This is a genomic window from Streptomyces maremycinicus (genome assembly GCF_001184025.1).
GTDB classification, from domain to species: Bacteria; Actinomycetota; Actinomycetes; order Streptomycetales; family Streptomycetaceae; genus Streptomyces; species Streptomyces maremycinicus.
Genome location: NZ_BBYG01000012.1, coordinates 97363 through 120286 on the forward strand (window position 1 = coordinate 97363; position 22924 = coordinate 120286).

The following is a 22924-nucleotide window of genomic DNA, read 5'->3' on the forward strand; positions in this document are numbered from 1 at the left end:
TACCGCACGCGCCCGCACCACCCCCGTCCCCCACCCGCAACGCCCCCACCTGCACATTTACCGTCGCAATACTTGCCTTTGCCAACTTTTTGCGGGGCTCACGGGGCTTTTATTTGCCTGTAGCAACCAACCGCTCCTATGGTTGCCCTAAGCAACAACATGGGAGGTGTGATGGCGGGGCAGGCGCAGTACGAGGAGCTGGCGCGTCAGCTCACTGCCGTCGGGGCGGTGAAGCGTGACCTCGGACGGATCCTGCCGCCCGACTGTTCCGCGGGCTCGGCCGGCGTGCTGGCGCTCCTCGGCCGCCACGGCGACATGCGCATGAGCGCTCTGTCCGAGCTGCTCGCCGTCGACATGTCCGTGACCAGCCGACATGCCGCGCACCTCGCCGACCGGGGCTGGATCGAACGCTCCCCCGATCCGGCGGACAAGCGCTCCCGCATCCTGCACCTCACGCCCGAGGGCCACGCCATGCTCGTCGAGCTCTCCCGTCGGAGCACCGAGTTGCTGGCGGAACGGCTGGGCGACTGGACCGACGCCGAGGTCGGCCGCCTCATCGCCCTGCTGACCCGGCTGCGCGCCAGCTTCGGCGACTGCCGCACGGTCGCGCACCGGCCGCCGGCCCCGCCCGCGCCGCCGCCTCCCGTTCCCGTAAGCGAACAGCCACAGACCACCCGTACACCCGCACAAGCAACATAGGAAAAGGAAGCCCATGGCAACGACCACACCAGCCGGTGTGCGGGCTCACGCGAAGCACGGCGGAGGGTCACACGGCTCCGCCGACGCCACTCCGATGACCCACCGGCAGATCATGGAGGCCCTCTCCGGGCTGCTGCTCGGGATGTTCGTGGCGATCCTCTCGTCCACGATCGTCTCGAACGCGCTGCCGGAGATCATCGGCGACCTCGGCGGCGGCCAGTCCGCCTACACCTGGGTCGTGACCGCCACCCTGCTGTCGATGACGGCGACCACCCCGCTGTGGGGCAAGCTCGCCGACCTGTACCCCAAGAAGGCGCTCGTCCAGATAGCTCTGGTCATCTATGTGCTCGGGTCCGCGGCGGCCGGCCTCTCGCAGAACCCGGGCATGCTGATCGCCTGCCGTGTCGTGCAGGGCGTCGGCGTCGGCGGTCTGTCCGCCCTCGCGCAGATCGTCATGGCGGCGATGATCTCCCCGCGTGAGCGCGGGCGTTACTCCGGCTACCTCGGCGCGACCTTCGCCGTCGCCACCGTCGGCGGTCCGCTGCTCGGCGGCGTCATCACCGACACCAGCTGGCTCGGCTGGCGCTGGTGCTTCTACGTCGGTGTCCCGTTCGCCGTCATCGCGCTGATCGTGCTGCAGAAGACCCTGCACCTGCCCACCGTGAAGCGGGACGTGAAGGTCGACTGGGCCGGCGCGTTCTTCATCTCCGCCGCGGTGTCGCTGCTGCTGGTCTGGGTCACCTTCGCCGGTGACAAGTACGACTGGCTGTCGTGGCAGACGTACGCGATGGTCGCGGGCTCGATCGTGCTCGGGCTGGTCTTCGTGCTCGTCGAGTCGAAGGCCAGCGAGCCGATCATCCCGCTGCGCCTCTTCCGCAACCGCACGATCACCCTCTCCTCCATCGCGTCGATGTTCGTCGGCGTCGCGATGTTCTCCGGCACGGTGTTCTTCGCCCAGTACTTCCAGCTGGCCCGGGACAAGTCCCCGACCATGTCGGGCGTCATGACGATCCCGATGATCGGTGGCCTGTTCCTCTCCTCCACCGTCTCCGGGCAGTTCATCACCAAGACCGGCAAGTGGAAGATCTGGCTGGTCAGCGGCGGTGTGCTCATCACGGCCGGCCTCGGTCTGCTGGGCACCATCCGCTACGACACGGACTACTGGAAGACCGCGGTCTTCATGGCCCTGCTGGGCCTCGGCGTCGGCATGATGATGCAGAACCTGGTGCTCTCCACGCAGAACCAGGTCGAGCCGAAGGACCTCGGCTCCGCCAGCTCCACGGTCACCTTCTTCCGGTCCCTGGGCGGTGCGATGGGCGTCTCGGCGCTGGGCGCCGTCATGGCCAACCGGATCACCGACTACGCCAAGGACGGCATCACCGACCTCGGCCCCAAGTACGCCTCCCTCGCCTCCGGTTCGAGCTCCTCCAGCTCGATCCCGGACATGGACAAGCTGCCCGCGCCGCTGCGCACGGTCATGGAGAGCGCGTACGGGCACGGCATCGCGGACGTCTTCATGATCGCGTCCGCCCTGGCCCTGCTCGCCTTCCTGATCACCCTGTTCATCAAGGAGGTCCCGCTGCGGACCAAGGGCGCGCTGGCGCAGGCGGCCACGGCCGAGGCGGAGGACACCACCGCGGCCCCGGCGGCGACCCCGGCCGCGGCTGCGGCTCCGGCCGCGGTCTCGGCTCCCGCCCAGGAGCACGTCCCCGGCTGGGCCGTCGCCGACGCGACCGCCGAGCCGGGCGGGGAAGCCGGCCCCCAGGGCACGCAGCGGCTCGCCGCCACCGCCACCGCCGACCCCCTCCGGGCGCCCTCGGGCGGCATCCCGGTGCACGGCTTCGTGCGCGGCGCGGAGAGCGCGCCCGTCCCGCAGGCCGCCGTCACCCTGATCTCGCTCGCCGGACGCCAGCTCGGCCGCTCGGTCGCACAGGCCGACGGTTCCTACGGACTGGACGCGCCGGGCACGGGTTCGTACGTGCTGATCGCCTCCGCCGACGGCTTCCAGCCGCAGGCCTCCACGATCGTCGTGAACGGCGAGCCGGTCGCGTACGACATCCTGCTGAGCGGGACCAGCGGGCTCACCGGTGTCGTCCGCGCCGCCGGATCCGGTGAGGTCGTCAAGGACGCGATGGTGATCGTCACCGATGTGCGCGGCGATCTGCTCGCCACCGCGGCCACCGGTGAGCAGGGCGAGTTCTCCTTCGCGGAGCTGGTGCCGGGCGCCGTGACCGTCGCGGTGAACGCCGTCGGGTTCCGGCCGCGCGCCCTGCCCATCGAGGTCGGCACGACCGGCGTGACCCGCGCGGAGGTGGTCCTCGAAGCGGGCGCCCAGCTCCAGGGCGTCGTCCGGGCGCCGCACGGTCCGCTGGCCGACGCGCGCGTGACGCTCGTGGACGCGGCGGGCAACGTGGTCGGCACCGCCACCACCGGCGCGGACGGCGCGTACGCCTTCGCCGACCTCGACGGCGGCGACTACACGGTCATCGCGACCGGCTACCCGCCGGTGGCCACCGCGCTGACCGTGGCGGGCGCGGGCGTCGACGGCCACGACATCGAACTCGCCCACCCCGGCGAGTAGTTCCGACAGTTGTCGGTTCCGGCCCGGTGCGGGCGTTCGCCCCGCACCGGGCCGGTTCCAGTTCGAGGAGTGCATGAGATGGGACTGACCGCGAAGATCCGTACGCGGGACGGGTGGGCCGTGTCGCACGCGGTCGTCACGCTGACCGACATGGCGGGCGGCCAGGTGCTGCGCGCCGAGGCGGACGCGGAAGGCGCCGTACGGGACACGACCACGCTCGCCCCCGGGGCGTACACCGTCATCGTCACGGCCGTCGGATACGCGCCCGCGGCGGCCAGCGCGATCGTGACGGCGAGCGGCCGCGCCGAGGTGGGGGCCGTGACCCTGGCCCGGCAGGGCGGCACGGAGCTGCCCCCGCCCGGGCCCTGGACCGTCGACCCGGCGCACTCCGCCGTCGGCGCGGTCGCCCAGCACCTGGGCATCTCCAGCGTGCGCGGACGGTTCACCGAGTTCTCGGCGGCGATCGAGATCGCCCCGGACGACATCGCCGGGTCCCGTGTGGAGGCGGTGATCCGGGCGGCCTCCATCGACACCGGCAACGCCGTGCGGGACACCCACCTGCGCTCGGCGGACTTCCTGGACGTCGAGACGTACCCGGAGATCACCTACCGCTCCGGCGGCCTGACCCCGGCGGGCCCGGACCGCTGGACCGTCCACGGCGAGCTGTCCCTGCACGGTGTCGCCCGCCCCGTCGACCTGGACCTCGCCTACCTGGGCACCGGCGCCGACCCCTGGGGCGGCACCCGGGCCGCCTTCCGGGCCACGACGGAACTGCACCGCGAGGACTTCGCGATGAACTACAACCAGGTCGTCCAGGCGGGCATCGCGGCCATCGGCACGACCCTGAAGGTGGAGCTGGACATCCAGGCGGTACAGGGCGACGCGCTGCCCCAGGCGTAGGCACGGCAGGGTCAGCCGGAACGGGCACCGCTGCGCCTAGGCTGACGCCATGGCACCGAACATCGCGACGAACACCAAGGTCTCCCTGGACGAGTTGCTGGACTTCGTACGGCCCCGGCACCGCGCCATCCTGCTGACCCGGCGTGCCGACGGCGGCCCCCAGGCCTCGCCGCTGACCTGCGGGGTGGACGACTCGGGGCGGATCGTCGTCTCGACCTACCCCGAGCGGGCCAAGACCCGCAACGCCAAGCGGGACGAGCGGATCGCCGTCCTCGTGCTCAGCGACGACTGGAACGGACCGTGGGTCCAGATCGACGGTACGGCCGAGGTGATCGACACGCCCGACTCCGTCGAGCCGCTCGTGGAGTACTACCGCAACATCGCCGGTGAGCACCCCGACTGGGACGAGTACCGGCAGGCCATGCTGAAGCAGGGCAAGTCGATCATCCGGCTCACCCCGGACCGCTGGGGCCCGATCGCCACCGGCGGCTTCCCGGCCCGCCTGGTCACCGGCGAGTAGACCGGAGCGGCGGCCCGCCCGGACGGCAGCGGCGACGTTCCGGGTCCCCGGCCGCACGGGCCCCGGGGCGCGGGACCGTCAGCGGGTCGCGGGACCGTCAGCCGCGTCGCACCATCGCCTCGATGCCCGCGATCAGCAGGTCCAGGGCGAAGGTGAAGTCGCGGCTCATCATCTCCGCGACCGTGTCGCCGCCGCGGGCCGCCATGAGGTTCATCGACTCCTCGAGGATCTCGGCGGTCCGCGGGGCGCCCGCGGTCGCGCTCATCGCCTGCCGGAAGTACTCGTCCGGGGTCAGACCGGTGTCCGCCACCCGCGCGAAGAAGTGGCCCTCGATCGTGCCGTAGCCGTACACGAACTGGAAGACGGCCGAGATCGCGCCGGTGACGCCGTGCGCCGGCAGGCCGGTGCGGAGCACGACCCGCTGGACCGTGCGGGAGAAGACCACCGAGTTCGGGCCGATGTTGAGGTAGCGGCCGGCCAGCGGGGACAGCCACGGATGGCGCACCAGCAGCTCGCGGTACTGCGTGGCCAGCGCGCGCAACTGCTCACGCCAGTCCGCGTCGTCGTCCGTCGGGTCGGGCAGCGCCGTCAGCTCGCCGAAGGCGCTGTCCAGGGCGAGTTCGAGCAGGTCGTCCTTGGTGTCGACGTACCAGTACACGGACATCGCCGTGACGTTCAGCTCGGCCGCCAGCCGCCGCATGGAGAACTTGGCGAGCCCCTCCGCGTCCAGGAGCCGCACGGTGGCCTCGGTGATCCGGTCCCGGTCGAGTCCGGAGGGCTGCCCCCCGCCACGGCCACGCCGACGCGCCTGGCCCTCCAGCCACACACTGCGATGCGCGGCGCCCTCGGCGGTCTCGGCCATGGCACGGCACCTTCCTTCCGGTAGCTGGGGAAGATGCTAGGCGGAGGCCCCCCGCCGTGGCGCGGGGGACCGCCCTGACACGGTCAGACGCCGGACGGCTCAGGCGGCCAGACGGCTCAGAGGGTGGCCGGCTCAGAGGGTGGCCGGTACCGACGCGGCCCCGTCGCGCTCGGCGCGGGAGAGCAGGGCCGCGGCCACCACCCCGCCCAGCAGCACGGCGGCCGCCCCGATCAGCAGGCTGACCTCCAGCCCGGCGGAGAACGAGTCGACCACCCGCGCCTTCTCCGCCACCGAGTTCGCCGCCGCCAGCGCCACCGGCAGGGACACCGCCGCGAACCGCGCGTTCAGCACGGCGCCCAGCACGGCGACCCCCAGCCCGGTGCCGAACTCCGCCAGTGTCCCGTTGACGCCCGCGCCCACTCCCGCCTTCGCCGGCGGGATCGAACTCATGATCGCGTACGCCATCGCCGGGCTGGCGACCGATGTCCCCGCGCCGATGAGCAGCAGCCCCGTCAGCATCCCCGGGTAGCCGTCGGAGGCGAGCGTGGCGACGGCCGTCAGACCGCCCGCCACCAGCGTCATCCCCACCAGCACCGACACCGGCCCGCCGAGTCCGACCATCACCTTCGCCGACAGTCCGGTGACGTTGAGGGCGACCACGGCCAGCGCCAGCGGCGCGGTCCGCAGGCCCGCCTCCAGGGGGCCGTAGCCGAGGACGAACTGAAGCTGCTGGGTGAGCAGGAACAGCGCGCCGCCCATCCCGAAGGTGACCAGCACCGCGCCGGCGACCGCGCCCGTGAACCGTCGGTCACGGAAGAACGCCAGGTCGAGCATGGGATACGGGATTCTCGACTCCCAGTAGGCGAAGAGTGCGAGGACGACGACCGCCAGCCCCGCGCTCGCCAGGACCCGTGCCGAAGTCCAGCCGTGCGAGGGGCCGGAGATGATCGCGAAGACCAGCGAGGTCATACCGACGGTCGACAGGAACGCGCCGAGCAGGTCGGGACGGTCGCCCCGCGGGTTCCTCGTCTCGGGGACCAGGGCGACGACGGCCACCAGGCCCAGCGCCGCCACCGGCAGGTTGATCAGGAAGATCGCGCCCCACCGGAAGTGATCGAGCACGAAGCCGCCGATGAGCGGTCCGGCCGCGAAGCCGAGCGAGTTCACCGCGGCCCAGATGCCGATCGCCTTCGGCTGCTCCTCGGACACGAAGACCTGCATCACCACGGCGAGGGTGGTGGTGAACAGCAGCGCCCCGCCCACCCCCATACCGGCCCGCGCGGCGATCAGCTGGGCGGTGGTGTCCGCGAGGCCGGCCGCCAGCGAACCGACGCCGAACAGTGCCAGGCCCGTGATCAGCATCTTCTTGCGGCCGTAGCGGTCGGCGGCGCTGCCGGCGGTGAGCAGCAGACCGGACTGCACCAGGGAGTACGCGTTGATCATCCACTGGATGTCGGCGGTGGCCGCGTCCAGTTCCCGGGTGAGCGAGGGGATCGCGACGTTCAGGACGGTGTTGTCGAGCAGCACGGTGAGCTGGGCGAGGCAGATGACCCCGAGGATCAGCCAGCGCCGGGGGTGGCCCGAGGCGCTGTCCGGAAGGGCCGGCGACGAGATCTGGGACGGCGACGATGCCTGGGCCCGGGAGGGCGGCGAGTCCTGGGCCTGGGAGGGCGACGATGCCTGGGCCTGGGAGGGCGGCGCGGCCGCTGGCGGGGAGGGGCGCGGGGAGGGGGACGGGGTCATGTTCTACACCGTAGAGCTATCGCCATACGCCGTACAACAAAGTTGTTCGGGGCATGGAGAAGGGCGGCGACCTCGGTCACCGCCCTTGCTCACGTCAGGCCGTACGTCAGCCGCTCGCCTTCTGCGTCAGGTCGTAGAAGGTGGCCGAACCGACCGTCACCTTCTTGAAGTTGGCCTCGACCCAGGAGGTGATCTGCGAGGACGTGCCGCTGCTGCCGCCGCTCATGCCGCCGCCGGAGCCACTGCTGATGAAGTAGTGGATCTTTCCGTCGGTCACGTACTGCTTGAACTGCGCCAGCGTCGGGGACGGGTCGGTGCCGTTGAAGCCGCCGATCGCCATCACCGCGTCACCCGTGGCGAGCTGGTAGCTCGCGGCGTTCTGGGCACCGATCGCGGCCGCCGCCCAGGTGTACTCGCCGGAGTCGGCCGCCAGCAGCTTCTTGGCCTCGTCGGTGACCGAGGCGCCGTTGAGCAGACCGCCGACACCGCCACCGCCCATGCCGCCGCCGTCGCCGGTCTGGCCGCCGGGACCGCCCTGCTGGTTCTGCCCCTGGCCCTGGTTCTGCGTGCCGCCGTTGCCGTTCTGCTGGTTCTGGCCGGGCATGCCCCCGCCGGGGAAACCGCCGGTGCCGCCACCCTGCTGGTTCTGGCCCTGGCCCTGGTTCTGCGTGTTGCCGCCCGGCCCACCGCCGAAGCCGCCCCGGCCACCGCCGCCGCCACCCGGACCGCCGCCGCCCATCATGCTCGCGCCGGACGGACCGGCGGTCACGATGGAGCCGGTGTGGCCCTCCTGAAGCGTGCTGACGGTGTACGCCGTCGGTCCGGCCAGCGCGGCCACCAGGCCCACGGAGGCCGCCGCGAGCGCGAGCCGACGGTTGATCCGGCCCGCGAAGATCAGGCCGAGCGCGGCGGACAGGCCGCCGATCAGCACCAGCCACTTCAGCCAGGGCAGGTAGTCGGAGGTGCGGTTGAGCAGGACGTACGACCAGGACGCGGCCGCGACGACCGAGGCCGCGAGGGTGATCGAGGCCCACAGCTCGGACCGCCTCTCCCACAGCAGACCGGCGCCCATGCCGATCACGGCCGCCAGGTAGGGGGCGAGGGCCACCGTGTAGTACTGGTGGAAGATGCCCGCCATGTAGCTGAAGACCACCGTGGTGATCAGCAGCGAGCCGCCCCACACCAGGAACAGACCGCGGGTCGTCGACGTCCGCTTCAGCTTGCGGGTGGCCACCAGACCGCCCGCCAGCAGGATCAGCGCGGCCGGCAGCAGCCAGGAGATCTGGCCGCCGATCTCGGAGTTGAACATCCGGTCCCAGCCGGTCTCACCCCACTGGCCGGTGCCTCCGCCGCCACCACCGCCGCCGACGCTGCCGGTCTCCTCGCCGTTCAGACGGCCGAGACCGTTGTAGCCGAAGGTCAGCTCCAGGAAGGAGTTGTTCTGCGAGCCGCCGATGTACGGGCGGGAGGAGGCAGGCCACAGCTCGACGATCGCCACCCACCAGCCGCCGGACACGATCAGCGCGCCGGTGGCGACGGCCAGCTGGCCGAACCGCTTCTTCAGGCCCACCGGGGCGCACACCGCGTACACGATCGCCAGCGGCGGCAGGATCAGGAAGGCCTGGAGGGTCTTGGCGAGGAACGCGAAACCGATCGCGACCCCGGCCCACACCAGCCATTTCGTCCGGCCGTCCTCCAGGGCGCGGGCCACCGTGTAGCAGGCCACGGCCATCAGCAGCGCCAGCATCGCGTCCGGGTTGTTGAACCGGAACATCAGCGCGGCGACCGGCGTCAGCGCCAGCACGGCGCCCGCGATCAGACCGGCCGCGGCACTGAACCGGCGGCGCACCGAGGCGTACACCACGGCGACCGTGCCGACGCCCATCAGCACCTCGGGGACGAGGATCGCCCACGAGTTCAGGCCGAAGAGCCGGACCGACAGCGCCATCGGCCACAGCGAGGCCGGGGGCTTGTCGACGGTGATGGCGTTGCCCGCGTCCAGCGACCCGAAGAACAGGGCCTTCCAGCTCTCGCTGCCGGCCTGGACGGCCGCGGAGTAGAAGGAGTTGGCGTAGCCGGAGGCGCTCAGGTTGTACAGGTAGAGCAGGAGGGTGACGGCCAGCAGGGCGAGGAACGCCGGGCGCGCCCAGCGGGGGTCCTCGGGGCGCCCGCGCCACAGTCTGCGGTGCAGGGGCTGCTTCGGCTCACCCGATCCGGGAGCCGGGACGGCGGTCTCCCGGGCGTCGGCATCCGGGCCGGCCGGCGCAGCGGCCGGCGGCGGATCCCAGCTCGTCGTCTGATCGAGGTCGGTGGTCATCGGGCGTCCCCCGGGTCGGTGTCATGGGGGCGGCGCACCGGCAGCATCTGCATGGTCGCGTCCCTCCAGGTGCCGTCCGCGGCTTCGCCGGCGCGGAACTGAGCGGTCGTGTTGTGGTCGTGCGGGTCGTGCTGGTCGTGCTGGTCGTGCTGGTGCACGATGTGCCGCTGCGGCAGCGGCTGCGTCTGCGGATGCGCCTGGTGACAGGGCTGCGTCTGGGGATGTGCCTGCGGCAGCGGCTGCGAATGCGGCTGCGTCTGCGTCTGCGGCGGCTTCTGGGGATGCGGCACGGACGGGCCGCCGGCCTGCGGGGCGCCGGTCGGGTACGTCGGTGCGGAGGCCGGCGGGAAGGACGCGCCCGGGGCCGGGGCGGAGGCGTGCGGGAAGTACGCGCCGGGGGCCGGGGCGGAGGCGGAGGCGTCGGGGGCGGCCGTCGCGCCGTTCGCCGGCTCGTCGCCCTCGCGCCGGTCGGAGAACACCCAGACGCGGAAGAGCAGGAAGCGCAGCACGGTCGCCGCGAGGTTGGCGGCGATGAGCACCGCCAGCTCGGTGGAGTGCGCGGGGCTCGAGGTCGCCGTGTTCAGAGCGACCAGCGAGCCGCTGGTCAGCGCGAGGCCGATACCGAAGACGACCAGACCCTGGGCCTGGTGTCTGACGGCCCCGCCGCGGCCGCGCACCCCGAAGGTGAGCCGGCGGTTGGCGGCGGTGTTGGCCACGGCCGACACCAGCAGCGCCAGCGCGTTGGCGAGCTGTGATCCGCCGAACTGCCGGAACACGGTGTAGAGCAGCAGGTAGAAGAGGGTGGAGAGGCCACCCACGACACAGAAGCCGACAAGCTGGCGGGCCAGGCCCTTGGGTACGTCCATGATGTCGCGGTCGCGGGGGTCGTCGCCGAACGGCCTGGTCAGCCGGTCCAGGGAGAGCGAACCGGTGGCCAGCGCCCGGCCCACGCGCCATACCCCCTTCAGGTCGTCCGTCGCCGTCTTCACGATGTGCACCGTGGAGTTCGGGTCGTCGACCCAGTCGACCGGCACCTCGTGGATACGGAGGCCGGCACGTTCGGCGAGCACCAGCATCTCAGTGTCGAAGAACCAGCCGGTGTCTTCCACCAGGGGGAGCAGAATCTGTGCGACATCACGCCGGATCGCCTTGAACCCGCACTGGGCGTCCGAGAAGCGGGCCTGGAGCGAGCCACGCAGGATGAGGTTGTAGGCCCGGCTGATGAATTCCCGCTTCGGCCCGCGCACCACGCGGGAGCTGCGGGCCAGCCGGGAGCCGATCGCCAGGTCCGAGTGGCCGGAGATCAGCGGTGCCACCAGCGGCAGCAGCGCGTTGAGGTCGGTGGACAGATCCACGTCCATGTACGCGAGGATCGGGGCGTCCGAGGCGGACCAGACGGTCCGCAGCGCACGGCCGCGGCCCTTCTGCTCGAGCCGGAAGTTCGTGACCTCCGGGATGCGCGCCTCCAGGCGCTGCGCCACCAGGGGAGTGGTGTCCGTCGACGCGTTGTCCGCGATCGTGATGCGGAACGAGTACGGGAACGTGCGCGTCAGGTGGTCGTGCAGTCTCCGGACGCACGGCTGGAGGTCCTTCTCCTCGTTGTAGACGGGGATCACTACGTCCAGGACAGGCGTACCGGCTGTGGCGGCCGGGAGGTGCTCCCGCGCCGGCAGGGTGCCGGGAGAAGAGTCGGTTCGCATGACAACGACTTTCGTCAGGCGCCCTGTTGCACCCATGTGGTGGCACTGTGCTCGACCTGTGAGTCGAGTTGCCAGTTCGTTTCGGGGGAGGGCTGGGGAACGGCGGGGGCAAGGGCGGGCAAATGCACGGTAAAGACGGTCTGCCCGGGCACGCTGTCCACCGTCACGGCGCCGCCGTGCGCGGTCGCCACGGCCTGCACGATGGCGAGGCCGAGACCGGTGGAGCCGGTGGTACGGGAGCGTGCCGAGTCGCCGCGCGCGAACCGTTCGAACACGTGCGGGAGCAGATCGGCCGGGATGCCCTGACCGTTGTCCTGGACGTCCACGCACAGCCACGGCCCGCGCCGCTGCACGCGCGCGGTGACGGTCGTACCGGGCGCGGTGTGCGTCCGGGCGTTGGCGAGCAGATTGACGAGGACCTGCTGAAGGCGTGCCGCGTCGGCGGAGACGAGCGCGGGCTCGTCGGGAAGTTCGAGGCGCCAGACGTGGTCGCGTCCGGCGGCGCGGGCGTCGCTGATGGTGTCGATGACCAGGGGGACCAGGTCGGTCTGCTCGAACTGGAGGGGGCGGCCCGCGTCGAGCCGGGCGAGCAGGAGCAGGTCCTCGACGAGGAGGGTCATCCGGCCGGCCTCGGACTCGATACGCCCGAGGGCGTGCCGGGTGTCGGGCCCGACCTCTTCCCGGCCGCGCCGGGTCAGCTCGGCGTATCCCCTGATGGAGGCGAGCGGCGTACGGAGTTCGTGACTGGCGTCCGCGACGAACTGCCGGACCCGCATCTCGCTCTCCTGGCGGGCGTGCAGGGCGCCGTGGACGTGGTTCAGCATCCGGTTCAGCGCGGCCCCGACCTGCCCGACCTCGGTGTGCGGGTCGGTCTCGGCCTCCGCGACACGCTCGCTGAGGTTGACCTCGCCGGTGTGCAGGGGGAGTTCGGAGACGCGGGTGGCGGTGGCGGCGACCTTGCGGAGGGGGCGGGTGGCGACGCCGACCATGACGGTGCCCGCGAGGGTGGCGGCGATGAGACCGGCGACGGTGAGGCTGATCTCGACGAGGATCAGGGTGTTGATGGTGTTGTCGACGTCCGACGTGGGGATGGCGACGTAGTAGCCGGAGAGGTCGTTGCTGGCGTACTTGACGCGGTAGTCGCCCAGACCGGGGATCTCCACGGTGTGCATCTTTCCGTCCTGGGAGACGGAGTTGAGCACCTTGATCTGGGCCTCCGTGAGCGACTTGGGGCTCATCTGGAAGTCGTCCTTGGACTTCACCCCTCGCTCGGCGTCGGTGACGACGCCGTTCACGACCTTGGCCGCGATGGTGCTGTCCGGCTGGGGGCCCTGGGTGACGAACTTCTCGAGATCCGTCTCCTGCGCCTTGCCCTGCTGCTGGCTGGGAGCCGCGGCGCCGTTCTTCTGCTGGTCGGGCGGCCCGAAGTCGCGGGGCGCGACCCGCGCCGCGACCTCACCCAGTCGCCCGTTGAGCTGGCCGTACAGGTGATCCCGCAGCACCAGTGTGGTCACGGTGCCGATCACCGCGCAGATCACGGCGATCAGGGTCACGGACACGACGACGAGCCGCGTCCGCAGGGTGCGCGGCTGACCCGCTCGTCTCTTCTGCGCACGCGGCCGTCGTCGCCCGCTCATGACACAGCGGGCTTGATCAGATACCCGGCGCCACGCCGGGTGTGGATCATCGGTTCCCGTCCCGCGTCGATCTTCCGCCGCAGGTAGGAGATGTACAGCTCGACGACGTTGGCCTGACCACCGAAGTCGTACGACCAGACGCGGTCGAGTATCTGGGCCTTGCTGAGCACGCGCCGCGGATTGCGCATCAGGAAGCGCAGCAGCTCGAACTCGGTGGCGGTCAGGTGGATGTTGTCCCCCGCCCGCGAGACCTCGTGGCTGTCCTCGTCGAGGGTGAGGTCACCGACGACGAGCACCGAGTCGGAGCGCCGGTCGGCGGCACCGGAACGCCGGATGAGCCCGCGCAGCCGCGCCACGACCTCTTCGAGGCTGAACGGCTTGGTGACGTAGTCGTCGCCGCCGGCGGTGAGGCCGGCGATCCGGTCCTCCACCGCGTCCTTGGCCGTGAGGAACAGCACCGGAACGTCCGGAAGCTCCCGACGCAGCCGGCCGAGGACGGTCAGCCCGTCCATGTCGGGCAGCATCATGTCGAGGACGACGGCGTCGGGACGGAACTCCCGGGCGGTCTGGATGGCGCCCGTGCCGTCTCCCGCACTCCGGATCTGCCATCCCTCGTAGCGCAAGGCCATGGAGAGCAGTTCGGTGATCGACAACTCGTCGTCCACCACAAGCACTCGGACGGGGCTCCCGTCCGGCCTCAGCAGTTCGGTGCGCCCCTGGGGCGAGGTCGTGGTCATGGTGAACACCTTGGCGGGGTCCCCTGAGAGCACTCTTTCACTAATCTGTGATTTTCCTGAGAAACGCACAGGCGCCTCTCAGGCAGCTCCTTGGAACCCTTTGCTCCACATCGGTTCCGGGGGGCGGTATGCCCGGTACGGCATGCTGTGCGGCCCTCAGGACGCGCGTTCCGTGAGAATCGCCTGGGGAGCGCGCTCGTACCCGTGGCTGTGTTCCACCTTGGCGATGTGCAGGCAGTACCGCTCGTACCAGTGTGCCCGTCCGTGCGCCTTCGCCGCCCGGTGCTCGGCGTGCGTCCGCCACCGCTCGATCGCCTCGAGATCGCGGAAGTACGCGACGGTGACGGCGAGTCCGCCGGGGGTGCGGGCCGAGTCCTCGCCCAGGAACCCCGGGATGTCCTGGACCAGCTCGCCCAGCCGGTCCGCGGTCTCGTCGTACCCGGTGTCCTCCTCGGTGCGCAGTGAGGTGAACACCACGGCGTAGTAAGGGGTTCGAAGTCCGGCAACAGGTGCTACACGCTGTTCGCTCATGTCACCCACGATCGGCCGGGCACACCGCCCCGGTCCAGCCTCCTTGCCGAAAGGGATCCCTCCGGGATCCAACTCTTTACCCACCCGGCCCTGTTCACCCCGGGACCGCACGCCCCGGACCTCAGAACAGCCCGTCCTGGCGGTGATCCGCCGCCGTCTCGAAGTGCCGTACGGGAAAGGCGGGTTCGCCGCCCGCCACCGGCACCAGCGGCCAGCCGCGCATCAGCCGTGTGTCGAGCACGACCACTCCGGCCGGGGTGGCGAGATGCAGATCGGGTCCGGCGGCCGCCACGAGCTCCCCGCTCACCGCTCCCCCGGCCACCAGCTCGCCCACCTCACCGCGCGCCACCGGCGCCCCGGCCAGCCCGAACGCCCGCACATGATCGACCGGCCGGAACGGCACGCGCTCCAACGACTCTGGCCAGCCGACCAGTTCCACGGCCCGCGCGTACACCCCGCCGATCTCCGCCGCCCGTTCCTCCTCCGTCCCCGGCAGCGCGGCCCGCACCGCGCGCTTCACGGCGTACGGGATCCGGTCCGGCACCCGCAGCGCGGCCCGCAGCAGTTCCTCGGTGCGCCGGGCGGCCATCAGCGGCCCGCTGCCGAGCCAGCCGAAGCAGACGGCGCCCTGCTCCAGCAACCGCGCCGGACCCCGCTCGGCCGCGGTGATCCCGACCTTGACCAGACCGGGCCCGAACCACGCGAGGTACACGCGATAGGGGCGGGGGTCGTCGGCGACCCGGTCCGCGGCGACGGAGTGCGCCCGGTCCAGCCGCGCACACTCCTCGCACCGACCGCCCGCGCTCCTCCCCGGTACGACCACCCGCCGGGGGCAGGCGTGCCCACGAGCGCCCGCGCATTCCCGTACACCCCCCTCCACCACCGCGAAGGAGACCCGCTTCCCCCAGGACAGCGGGCTACGACGCCCCCCGTCCCACGTCAGCTCCGGCCCCTCCGCCGACCACCGCAGCCCCGCGCACTTCCATGCCTGTGCCATCACCCACCACGGTAGGCGCAGGCACTGACACCGGGGCCAGGGCCTCGGGCACGCGCCCGCGTCCCGCGAGGCGGCATCCGACGCACCCCGGATGCCCGTCCCGGGCCCAGGGGTCACGGACCCGCATCCCCCACTCCGCCCTCGGCCGCACCCCCGGCGGCTTGCCCCACCCGGCGAGATGCAGCCCCCAGGTGACCAGCGTGCCCAGCGCGACGATCACGAGCCCGGCGCCCAGCAGAAGCCCGGACACGGCACACACCCCCACACCCACCACGGCGGTCCCGACGGTCACGATCCCGACGCCGGTCCAGCCGGCGACCGTATGCCCCTCGTCGTACAGATGACCCGCCACGATTACCTCACCCTCTAAGAAGTTGCAGAACTGAACCTCTTAGAGGGTAAGAGAAACCGAAAGCAGATAACAAGGACCCAGCAGAACCCCTCATCACACGGACCCGCAGCCCGCTGAGCAAGGAAAAGAGAGCAGCCCCCAGATGCCAGCCGAGCCGACACCGCCGCACCACGGCCGCCCCGCCGCCACCCCCGCGCAGGCGCTCGCGGCGATGGACGACCTCATCGCGGCCAGCATGGTCGGCCAGCAGGAGATGGCCCAGCGCCTGGGCCTGAACGTCACCGATCTGACCTGCTTCGGCTACGTCGTCCAGGCCGGCGAGAACCTCCTCACCGCGGGCGACCTCGCGACCCGCGTGCACGTCACGACGGGAGCCGTGACCGGCATCCTCAACCGCCTGGAGCGCGCCGGCTATGTCACCCGCCGCCCCGACCCCGAGGACCGTCGCCGGATCCGCGTCGCCGCGATCCCCTCCGCCGTCGCCCGCGTCCACGCCCTCTACGAGCCGTACTACGCCCGCCTCGACGCCCTGTTCGCGGAGTACTCCCCCGAGGAGACCGCCGTCCTGACGGACTGGTTCACCCGCGCCACCGGCCTGGCCAACACCTACCGCGAGGAACTCCGCCTGCACGACGGCTGAACGGCCTCCCCGTACTCCGCATCGGGCGGCACGGTCCGCACGGTCGAGGACTCGAGCGCGAGGAGCCGCTCGACCTCGGCCTCACGGTCGGACCGGCGGCGGTGGGCGAGGGCGAGGAGTACGCCGCCACCGCGGTACGACGCCTCACGATGCTCGAACAGCCGGACCCGCTCCTCCAGAGCCTCCAGCAAAAGCTCCTCGCCCACTTCACCGAACCATCCACCTAGCCGCCCGACGACCCGCCCGAGGCGCGGTTCCGCGAACGGGACTGCCGTCCTGCCGTGAGCACGACTCGATCCTTCGAGCCGTACGCGCCGCCGGGCCCGCCTTGCGCGGGTACGGCTCCGGGGCGTGCCGCCGCTCCGGGCGCCGGCCGTCCACTGCCCGTCCGCTGCACCACGCGTCGGCGGAGACGAGGCAGGAAGGTGTAGCAGCGGTCGGGAAGGAACACGGCGTCCGCGACGATCATCGCGCCGGAGAAGAGAGGCAGCCCCATCAGCACGGCGATGCCGATGTGCATGCCCATCAGCATCGCCAGAACCGGGTACTTGAGCCTGCCGAAGAGCACGAACGGGAAGGCCACCTGCAACAGCACGGTCAGGTAGCCGGCGACGGCGACCACGAGCGTGTGCTCGTCGACGAAGGCCGAGAGAGCAGGCCAGGGCCGGAACAGCTCCAGGTTCAGGACGTAGTGGAGGGCCGTCCCGCCGCCCCAGAACGCTCCCTGGACCTTGTACAGGCCGGCCGAACCGTAGAGGAAACAGACCTGCGCCGCGATGACGAACATGCCGCAGTTGTGCACCACCGTCACCAACGTGGTCCGGGCATCGCGGAGCTGCCGGGCGAAGGAACTTCCGACTCGTTCCGGCGCGCTGCCCGTACGGGCGGCCTTCAGCCTGTTTCTGCGTGCGTCCAGGGACCAGCGTCGGCCGCACGCGGTGAGGACGAGATAGAGGGACATCAGCAGGACCAGGTTGTCGCCCCCGTCCGTCATGAAGATCGCCCGGCCGTGGAACGAGGTCACCATGACGGCGAAGAGGACCGACAGGACACGGGTTCGCCAGCCCAGCGTGAACAGTGCGGCCGTGACGAGCGCCAGCGCGTAGCAGAGCTCGAAGTAGGCACGGCTGTCCGACAGGATGAGAACACTGAACCAGCCCGTCTGCTCGGAGAGCTGGTGTGCCAGGGCGGGCGTCCACGCAGAGCCCGGACCCCAGATCTCGTCCCGGTGCGAGAACTCACGCAGCAGGAAGATCAGGTAGAGCAGTCCGTAGCCGATGCGCAGCACCGACGCCGCGTACAGGGACACCGGACGGCCGGTCAGAAGGTTCCACACGCCGGTGATCCGGTCGGCGAGCCACCGGTCGACGCCTGTGGCCGCGGACCTCTGCGCCTCATTTTCCATAGCGGGTCACCTTCCACCAGGGCAGGAGCCGGTTCTCGGCCGGCGTCGGCGGGCGATTGCCGGCGGCGGGGCCGGGAGCGGGGATGGACAGTGCGACGACGCGGAGCTGGATGAAGTCGAAGGGGCCGTTCTCGCGGGCGGCGGCACGGTCCGCGGCGATATTGCTCAGGTACTTCTGCATCATCAGGGCGCGTTCGGTGCGCGCGTTGTCGTCTCCTCCGTGAGAGTCGACGTAGCCGGCCCAGGCACGGCGCAACATGTTCTGTGCCGTATGGCTGGGGAACGGATCATGCGCGACCGCGGAGCGGTCGACGGCGGTCAGGTCGAACCAGGGACTCACCTGGACCGATCCATCGGAGCTGGTGTGCGCGGTGCGCGCCAGAATCTGCCGGTTGACGGATTCGGGGTCCGGAGCGAAAAGACGCCAATTCTGTTCGAAGAAGGGGTACACCCATGAATTGATCAGCGGGCTGTAGCGCCTGGAGACGGTGTTGGCGGGTGCCACGTGAAGAAACACCAGAAGCACGTGGACGAGACTCGCCATCAGGCACAGGACCACGGTGGCGCACAGCCCGCATTTCAGCGCACGGGAACCTCTCGGCAGCTTGGGCGGCGCAGCCGTCGCGTCAGGCCTTTCCTGCACGACCGGACCGGATTCGGAGTGCTGAACTTCCTGCACATCCGCTGAGTCAATTCCGCTCGACACCGCGTACCCTGTCTTTCTCGTTTCAGCTGCTCGCACCTGCTTTCCGCGTCGGATGCCCCCGACGGCGCGCGGCGGATTCGACGAGAATTCCGCCGCGCGCCGTCATCCGGTGAGCGGACCTGTCGCAGTGCGCTGCCTAGCCCTCGTGGCCCTGGGAGTGGTCGTCGCCCCCGTGGCTCTTGGGCACGTCGTCGTAGCCGAAGTTCTCGTCGGACTGCTTGCCGTGACCGTCCTGGCCGTGGTCGTCGCGGCCGTGGTCGTACTTGCCGTGGTCGGGATTGCCGGGGTGGATGTACTGGCCGAGGTCGAGCTTGCCGCCGTGGTCGTGCTTCCCGTTGCCACCGTGGCCCGGTCCGCCCGGTCCGCCCGGTGCGTGATCATTCCCGCCGTGGCCGTTTCCGCCGGTGGTGTTTCCCGCGCTGTTGCCTGCGGTGTTCCCACCGGTGGTGTTCCCCGCGGTGTTGCCCGCGTTGTTACCGGCGGTGTTGCCCGCGGTGTTCCCGGACGAGTTACCGGCGGTGTTGCCCGAGGTGCCGCCGGTCCCGACGATGGGCCCGCCCAGGACCCCACCGGTGACGAGGCCACCGCTGACGAGGCCACCACCGAGGAGCCCGCCACTGGTGGTCGTTCCGGTGGTGGTACCGGTCGTCGTTCCCGTTGTCGTTCCACCCGTGGTGGAGGCCGCGCACCCGCCGAGGAAGATCCTGTTGTTGTTGAGGGTCACAGAACCTACCTGGGCCAGCAACCGGCCCTCGACGTTCGTTCCCTGGTTCACGGTGATCGAGTTCTCGGCCATGAGGGTGCCCACGAAGGCGGTGGTGACGCCGAGCGACGCGTCTTCGCCGATCTGCCAGAACACGTTGCACGCCGAAGCGCCGTTGGTGAGGAGAATCCGGCTGGAGGTCGCCGTCGTCAGGGACTCGGGGATCTGGAACACCCAGACCGCGTCGGAGCTGCCCTGACCGTCCAGGACCAGGTCTCCGGTGATGCCGACACCGGCCGTGGCGTGGTAAACGCCGGGAATCAAGGCCGGACCTCCGCCGATTCCCGCCGGAAGCGCGAAGTCGACGGCCTGGCCGGCGGCGTTGTTGTACGCCACGAGCAGGTCCGCCTTGGCCTGGAGGGCCGCGGCGTCCGCAGCGTGGATGGCACCTCCCACCTGGCCGGGCGGGAATCCGGTGATCGACGGATTCGGGTGCGTCCCGAGGTCGTGGGCGAGCACCGAGTTACCGGTGTTGGTGACTCCCGCACCCGCCAGAACGGAGTAAGTGGCGGTGGTGCCCAGAGGTACGGGCAATGCGATCGCCGACGCGGCCGTCGGCGTCAGGAAGACCATCGCAGCGGAAACCGTCGCCGCGAGAGCAGAGGCCAGCAAGCCGGACAGAGTGCGGCGGTCAGCTGCTTGAGGGATCTTCAGCTTCATCAAAGCCATTTTCTGTGGGGGCCATGGCGTACCGGGCCCTACCGATCACCCGGAAGCCTTTTCACTGCTGCCGCATATTACGCAGAAATATCCTGCCCCGGCAGCAACGAAACAGGGGCAGTTCCCTCTCGTTCAAACAGCGGACTGTGCTGCGCTAATACTCCGATTAACATTTCTGACTATGCGCAACACTCCACGAATAGCGGCGCCGTCGGAAACGCAATACCCCGGTCCGTCGCTGCTTCGCCTCGTCCGGGCAGCGCGGCCGTCCCGTCGGCACGGTGGCCGGCGGAACCCCGCCTCCCTCACACGGTGGACACGCCCACGCAGCCGAGCCTGCTCGCTCCTGGCTGATCCCGTCGGGCTTCCGACAATGGCCTTACGCAGAGGACGCGGCCCGACCCGCGAGAACCGAAAGGCGCCACATGTCCAAAATCTGTACAAGCGATAGCATGAAAGCGGGTCGGCACACTCTCACGTGCGTCCGGCCCGGAAGGGCGACCCCGGTGTGTATACGCCGGGGTCGTTGATTTCCGGGGCGACCTCTGCCGGCCGACCGGTCGGCCATGCCGCCCAAGGCCCGCTCGATCAAGACCGGTACCCCGAACGTGGCCCGCCCATCGGGAGGCGTGCCCCCGCCGGCACCGTCCGGTCGGCGCCGTCCGGTCGGCGCCGCCCGCACCGGCTGCGGTACGGCGAGGCCGGGGCACCGAGCCGCCCCCTCGGGGTGATGGCCGCCACCCCGGACAGGGCCGATGACGACGTACCGGCTCCCTCGCCGAGGCCTGTCGCCGGCCTGTGGTCGGTGGGCGCTAGGTCGTTCAGGACGGGATCATCGCGTCGACGTACGTCCTGGCGATGTCGGTGATGAAGTCGCGGCTGCTGTCCGGGGTGAGGGCCTGCGCCCGGAGGTGGTCGTACATCACGTCGTAGTGCCGCACGTCGGACGGCTTCTCCAGGTAGAGGTCACTGGCGAACCGTTCCAGGTACACCACCCCCGCCTCGGGACTGTCGGCGAACCGCAGGATGGAGAACTGTCCTGACAGACCCGGATGAGCGCCGACCGTGTAGGGAAGGACCTGCACCGTGATGTGCGGCTCCGCGCTGAGTGCCTTCAGGTGCTCCAGTTGTTCACGCATGATGTCCGGGCTGCCGACGACGCGGCGCAGGGCGGATTCGTCGATGACGACCCACAGGCGCAGCGGGCAGGCCAGGTCATAGATCCGGTGCTGACGACGCAGCCGCACCTTGAGCTGTGTGGCGGCCTGTTCGGCAGTGAGCCGAGGGATGGTCTCGCCGATGACGGCCTGGGCGTAGGCAGGGGTCTGGAGCAGATCGGGCACCATCATGGGGGCGTGGCTGTGCAGGGAAGCGGCGTCCGTCTCCAGGCCGATGTAGACGCTGCCGGAGAGTTCGCCGTAGGAGTGCCACCAGCCCCGCTGACCGGATTCCCTGGCCATCTCCATCAGGGAGTCGATGACCTGCTGATCCGTCACTTCGTAGATCACGCACAGGTCGCGCACGTCGCGGGGGCTGATGGCGCGGTTGCCGTTCTCCAGATGACTGATCTTGGGCTGAGAGACCATGAGCCGCTCTGCCACTTCTGTGCTCTTCAATCCACTGAGCACGCGGAGCCGACGCAGCTCGGCGCCGAGACGGCGTCTCCTGACAGTGGGATTGGTCTTCGCCGCCACGCGCGGTGTACCTCCGGGTCCAAACGGGTGTGTCGGCACGCAGGTTGCCACGGCACGAGGGGTGCCGATGATGCGCAATGCCGCTGTGATCGCCAGCAGCCGAAAAGGACTCTTACGTTGGCAATTGCCTTGGCGAAGGCCCGGCGTCGACGGGGCCGACCGACTCGGCCGCTCGGTGACCCCCCGCGCTGAGCAGCCGGCGTCCACCTGTCGGCGAGGAGGAACCTGAGCCGGGTGGCGGGAACCGGGGCGGCATGTCTGGACGACCGAACCGAGGGGTCTGATCCGCCCCGCACCCGGTTGCCGTCAAACACCGCCGTCAAGGCAAAAGCCAGAGGCCCTGAGGAGTGATCCTCAGGGCCTCTGGGCAGCTGTGCACTCGGCAGGATTCGAACCTGCAACCTTCTGATCCGTAGTCAGATGCTCTATCCGTTAAGCTACGAGTGCTTGTTATTCGGTTTTTCTGTCTCTGCTCTCGGCCCTTGCGGCCCGCTCGCGGCGACAGGAAGAACATTACATGACTGCCGCCGACATGTGAAATCCGTTTGCCATACCGCTTGTGAGCTGCGGAAACGGCTGTCTGGGGGCCTCCTGGGGAACCTTCCGGAGAACGACGAAGCCCCGGTCCTGAGGACCGGGGCTTCGGTGATCGCGCGGAGGCGGAGGGATTTGAACCCTCGATGGGATTGAAGTCCCAAACCGCATTAGCAGTGCGGCGCCATAGACCGGACTAGGCGACGCCTCCAGCACAACCGCTCGCGTGTGTGCGAGTGGTGCGTGCAGATGATGACACAGTCGAGCGGCGTGTCACCAATCGGCGTCCACGGTACTAGGCAGGTGGGTCGCAGGGCAAAGCGGTTGCCGGGCGCAACGTCGTCGTCGGCGTGGCGTTAGACCTGTCATGTTCCAGGTCATCCCGCTCCGCCGGCTCGCCGTCACCGTCTCCGCCGCCTGTTCCGTCGTGGTCGCCTCGGCCGCCACCGGGCCCGTCACCGCGTACGCCTCCGGGACGGCCGAGGCCGTCACGGCCCTCGCCGGCGTCACCTCGCTCGCGCCGCCGCCCGTCCGGGAGGAGGACCGGGTCTCCGGTGACCACCTCACGGTCACCGTCCGACATGCCGGCGGGCGGGCCGACGGGACGTTCGAGGTGTACTGCCACCAGGACGGCGGCAGTCACCCTGACGTGGAGAACGCCTGTCTAGCCGTGGACCGGAACACCCGGTGGGGCCGGGACACCTTCGCGCCCGACCCGGAAGACGGCGTCTGCACCATGCGGTACGGCGGGCCGGCCACCGCCCATGTCACGGGCCGCTGGGCCGGGCGCCCGGTCGACGCGACGTACGACCGCAGCAACGGCTGCGCGATCGAGCGGTGGGACCGGCTCGTGCCCTTGCTGCCCGACCTGCGCCGCGCGGCCGCCCGCTGACGCGTGTGACCGAGGCGCGAGGCGCGCGAGGGCCGGCTGTCCTGGGTGCCGATG

At 70.5% G+C, this 22924-nt stretch carries 20 protein-coding genes and 2 tRNA genes; 6 read left to right on the forward strand and 16 right to left on the reverse strand.

Features of this window, described 5'->3' with window-relative positions; all coding sequences use genetic code 11:
• Positions 1-171 precede the first annotated feature (171 nt).
• The 4 genes from AOQ37_RS13535 to AOQ37_RS13550 all read left to right on the forward strand — a co-directional run bounded on the left by AOQ37_RS13535 (position 172) and on the right by AOQ37_RS13550 (position 4700).
• Positions 172-699: a MarR family winged helix-turn-helix transcriptional regulator gene (locus AOQ37_RS13535; RefSeq protein ID WP_062644654.1), complete on the forward strand. Its 528-nt coding sequence runs from the start codon at positions 172-174 to the stop codon at positions 697-699.
• A 94-nt stretch (positions 700-793) separates the two neighbouring features.
• Positions 794-3280 carry an MFS transporter gene (locus AOQ37_RS13540; RefSeq protein WP_062644656.1) on the forward strand — a complete coding sequence of 829 codons (2487 nt, stop codon included), beginning with the start codon at positions 794-796 and terminating at the stop codon, positions 3278-3280.
• A gap of 78 nt (positions 3281-3358) precedes the next feature.
• Positions 3359-4180 carry a YceI family protein gene (locus AOQ37_RS13545; RefSeq protein ID WP_062644658.1) on the forward strand — a complete coding sequence of 274 codons (822 nt, stop codon included), beginning with the start codon at positions 3359-3361 and terminating at the stop codon, positions 4178-4180.
• A gap of 49 nt (positions 4181-4229) precedes the next feature.
• A complete protein-coding gene (locus AOQ37_RS13550) occupies positions 4230-4700 on the forward strand; it encodes a PPOX class F420-dependent oxidoreductase (RefSeq protein WP_062644659.1) in 471 nt (156 codons plus the stop codon).
• Between the two features lie 97 nt (positions 4701-4797).
• On the opposite strand, the gene AOQ37_RS13555 is transcribed toward AOQ37_RS13550, so the two are convergent.
• The 9 genes from AOQ37_RS13555 to AOQ37_RS41265 form a co-directional block, all read right to left on the reverse strand.
• Positions 4798-5562 carry a TetR/AcrR family transcriptional regulator gene (locus tag AOQ37_RS13555; protein ID WP_199825002.1) on the reverse strand — a complete coding sequence of 255 codons (765 nt, stop codon included), beginning with the start codon at positions 5560-5562 and terminating at the stop codon, positions 4798-4800.
• A 132-nt stretch (positions 5563-5694) separates the two neighbouring features.
• A complete protein-coding gene (locus AOQ37_RS13560) occupies positions 5695-7305 on the reverse strand; it encodes an MFS transporter (protein WP_234436895.1) in 1611 nt (536 codons plus the stop codon).
• Positions 7306-7411: 106 nt separating this feature from the next.
• Positions 7412-9622 carry a glycosyltransferase family 39 protein gene (locus AOQ37_RS13565; RefSeq protein ID WP_062644661.1) on the reverse strand — a complete coding sequence of 737 codons (2211 nt, stop codon included), beginning with the start codon at positions 9620-9622 and terminating at the stop codon, positions 7412-7414.
• Positions 9619-11322, reverse strand: a complete 1704-nt coding sequence (locus AOQ37_RS13570; RefSeq protein WP_062644663.1) for a bifunctional glycosyltransferase family 2/GtrA family protein — start codon at positions 11320-11322, stop codon at positions 9619-9621. The genes AOQ37_RS13565 and AOQ37_RS13570 overlap by 4 nt, the downstream gene beginning before the upstream one ends.
• 14 nt (positions 11323-11336) lie before the next feature.
• Complete coding sequence (locus AOQ37_RS13575; RefSeq protein WP_062644665.1) at positions 11337-12959, reverse strand: sensor histidine kinase; 1623 nt, start codon at positions 12957-12959, stop codon at positions 11337-11339.
• The gene (locus AOQ37_RS13580; RefSeq protein WP_062645116.1) at positions 12956-13696 is read right to left on the reverse strand and encodes a response regulator transcription factor; all 741 of its coding nucleotides are present in this window, start codon (positions 13694-13696) and stop codon (positions 12956-12958) included. Before AOQ37_RS13580 ends, AOQ37_RS13575 begins: the two co-directional genes overlap by 4 nt.
• A 156-nt stretch (positions 13697-13852) precedes the next feature.
• Positions 13853-14227, reverse strand: coding sequence for an antibiotic biosynthesis monooxygenase family protein (locus AOQ37_RS13585; RefSeq protein WP_062645117.1), 375 nt, complete (start codon positions 14225-14227; stop codon positions 13853-13855).
• A gap of 121 nt (positions 14228-14348) precedes the next feature.
• Positions 14349-15224 (reverse strand): DUF2797 domain-containing protein, encoded by an 876-nt coding sequence (locus tag AOQ37_RS13590; RefSeq protein WP_062644667.1) that lies wholly within the window; start codon positions 15222-15224, stop codon positions 14349-14351.
• Positions 15145-15576 (reverse strand): HGxxPAAW family protein, encoded by a 432-nt coding sequence (locus AOQ37_RS41265; protein ID WP_062644669.1) that lies wholly within the window; start codon positions 15574-15576, stop codon positions 15145-15147. The genes AOQ37_RS13590 and AOQ37_RS41265 overlap by 80 nt, the downstream gene beginning before the upstream one ends.
• A 142-nt stretch (positions 15577-15718) precedes the next feature.
• Between AOQ37_RS41265 and AOQ37_RS13600 the strand changes: the two genes are divergently transcribed.
• Complete coding sequence (locus tag AOQ37_RS13600; RefSeq protein WP_062644670.1) at positions 15719-16216, forward strand: MarR family winged helix-turn-helix transcriptional regulator; 498 nt, start codon at positions 15719-15721, stop codon at positions 16214-16216.
• Here AOQ37_RS13600 and AOQ37_RS41270 read toward each other — a convergent pair.
• The 7 genes from AOQ37_RS41270 to AOQ37_RS13635 form a co-directional block, all read right to left on the reverse strand.
• Complete coding sequence (locus AOQ37_RS41270) at positions 16183-16422, reverse strand: hypothetical protein (RefSeq protein ID WP_062644672.1); 240 nt, start codon at positions 16420-16422, stop codon at positions 16183-16185. The two genes, AOQ37_RS13600 and AOQ37_RS41270, sit on opposite strands and share 34 nt — an antisense overlap.
• A 17-nt stretch (positions 16423-16439) precedes the next feature.
• Positions 16440-17621 carry an HTTM domain-containing protein gene (locus AOQ37_RS13610; protein WP_062644674.1) on the reverse strand — a complete coding sequence of 394 codons (1182 nt, stop codon included), beginning with the start codon at positions 17619-17621 and terminating at the stop codon, positions 16440-16442.
• Positions 17611-18300, reverse strand: coding sequence for a DUF5819 family protein (locus AOQ37_RS13615; RefSeq protein WP_062644676.1), 690 nt, complete (start codon positions 18298-18300; stop codon positions 17611-17613). The genes AOQ37_RS13610 and AOQ37_RS13615 overlap by 11 nt, the downstream gene beginning before the upstream one ends.
• Positions 18301-18463: 163 nt before the next feature.
• Positions 18464-19750, reverse strand: a complete 1287-nt coding sequence (locus AOQ37_RS13620) for an ice-binding family protein (protein WP_062644678.1) — start codon at positions 19748-19750, stop codon at positions 18464-18466.
• An 821-nt stretch (positions 19751-20571) separates the two neighbouring features.
• Positions 20572-21444 carry a helix-turn-helix domain-containing protein gene (locus AOQ37_RS13625; protein WP_062644680.1) on the reverse strand — a complete coding sequence of 291 codons (873 nt, stop codon included), beginning with the start codon at positions 21442-21444 and terminating at the stop codon, positions 20572-20574.
• A gap of 374 nt (positions 21445-21818) precedes the next feature.
• Positions 21819-21891: transfer RNA gene (locus tag AOQ37_RS13630), tRNA-Arg, on the reverse strand.
• Between the two features lie 207 nt (positions 21892-22098).
• A tRNA-Ser gene (locus AOQ37_RS13635) sits at positions 22099-22189 on the reverse strand.
• 156 nt (positions 22190-22345) lie between these two features.
• Between AOQ37_RS13635 and AOQ37_RS13640 the strand changes: the two genes are divergently transcribed.
• Positions 22346-22870 (forward strand): SSI family serine proteinase inhibitor, encoded by a 525-nt coding sequence (locus AOQ37_RS13640; RefSeq protein WP_062644682.1) that lies wholly within the window; start codon positions 22346-22348, stop codon positions 22868-22870.
• The last annotated feature ends 54 nt before the right edge of the window (positions 22871-22924 follow it).